Here is a 1,340-nt window from a genome sequence, read left to right on the forward strand (position 1 = left end):
TTGCGGGGATGGGCATGAGTTTCGGTGGCACGATCTCGGTCAGCGTGCTGATCGTGGCCGCGCTGGTACTCGGCGCGCACGGCATAAACCAAGTCAACGATTACCACCAACTGCCGCTGATGCTGACCCCGATATTTGGTTTTTGGGGGTTTGTCCTGTTCGTTGCCTCGCTCGCGATAGCCTGCTTCGGCGCCGCACTCGAAATCGGGCTGCAGCAGGCATATCTCGTAGCGCAAGGCTTCGGATGGAATTGGGGCGAGGACCTAAAACCGCGCGATGATCCCGCCTTCTGTGGTGTGTATACGCTGTCGTTACTGCTTGCCGCGATCCCGATCGGGCTCGGCCTCGACCCGCTGAAGCTAACCATCTTCTCCATGGCAGTGACGGCGGCCAGCCTGCCGCTGACCGTGGTGCCCTTCCTTTTCCTGCTCAATGACGAGCGTTATGTCGGCGAGCATCGCAACGGCATGGTTTCCAACGCCGCGGTGATCTTCATCATCGCGCTCGGTTTCGTCCTTGCCGTTGTCAGCATTCCCTTGCAACTGTTCGGAGGTTCGTGATGGATTTGCTGCGCGATCTGCTGGACAAACAGGTCGTTGACCGTAAGCAGGTTAAGATCGGTAAGGTCGACGGATTGATCGCCGAGGTGAGGGCAGACGTGCCGCCCAGGATCGTCGCAGTCGAGCTCGGGTCGATCACGCTGGCGCGCCGCCTTGGTAGACGACCGGGACGCTGGATGACATGGCTTGCGGCAACGCTTGGCGGCGAGCGCCATGCCGACCCGCACCGTATAGCGTGGGAAAAGGTGCGCGATATCGGCGTCGACATCGAAGTCGACATTGACGTGCGTAGGACCGCGATCTTCGATTGGCAGGACTGGCTGCGCGACCGCGTCATCGGCCGCATCCCGGGAGCTTGACGATGGGCACCGTCAACCTCGAACATCTTGCCGGCCGGCGGGTGCTTTCGCTGCGCGGCAAAAGCGTCGGTCGCATAGAAGAGATAGTCGCGGAGCGTCACGGTGACGATATTGTCGTCACCGAATTCCACGTCGGCATTTTCGCTGCTTTCGAGCGGCTCTCTGCCTCGGCGATAGGCATAACGATGCTGGACTTCTTTCGCCTGCGCCATCGCGATTGCCTGTACCGCATTCCTTGGGACAAGCTGGACATTTCCGATCCACTCCGACCTCGGTTGCGATGCACTCTAGAGCAACTTTCTTCTATGAAGGCCGGAGGTCAAAGCAAGCGCGAGCCGCAGTCGCCTGACAGCTTGCGGAAGGTCAGGGCGCGCACTGTGTGGAAACTTGCTCTTGGCGTTTTGCTGTGTGCAGCCGGGGG

3 protein-coding genes are annotated in these 1,340 nt (G+C 60.3%); all 3 read left to right on the forward strand.

The annotated features are described in order from the left end of the window. A partial coding sequence (locus ACXJ7R_RS32970) for a divalent metal cation transporter (RefSeq protein WP_457155450.1) occupies window positions 1-560 on the forward strand: 560 nt, incomplete at its 5' end. Next, window positions 560-919 carry a hypothetical protein gene (locus ACXJ7R_RS32975; RefSeq protein ID WP_457155451.1) on the forward strand — a complete coding sequence of 120 codons (360 nt, stop codon included), beginning with the start codon at window positions 560-562 and terminating at the stop codon, window positions 917-919. The genes ACXJ7R_RS32970 and ACXJ7R_RS32975, both read left to right, overlap by 1 nt. 2 nt (window positions 920-921) lie before the next feature. Further along, window positions 922-1,340: hypothetical protein (locus ACXJ7R_RS32980; RefSeq protein WP_457155452.1), on the forward strand; the 419-nt coding region annotated here is incomplete at its 3' end.

The sequence above is a fragment of the Mesorhizobium sp. P5_C1 genome, assembly GCF_054049815.1.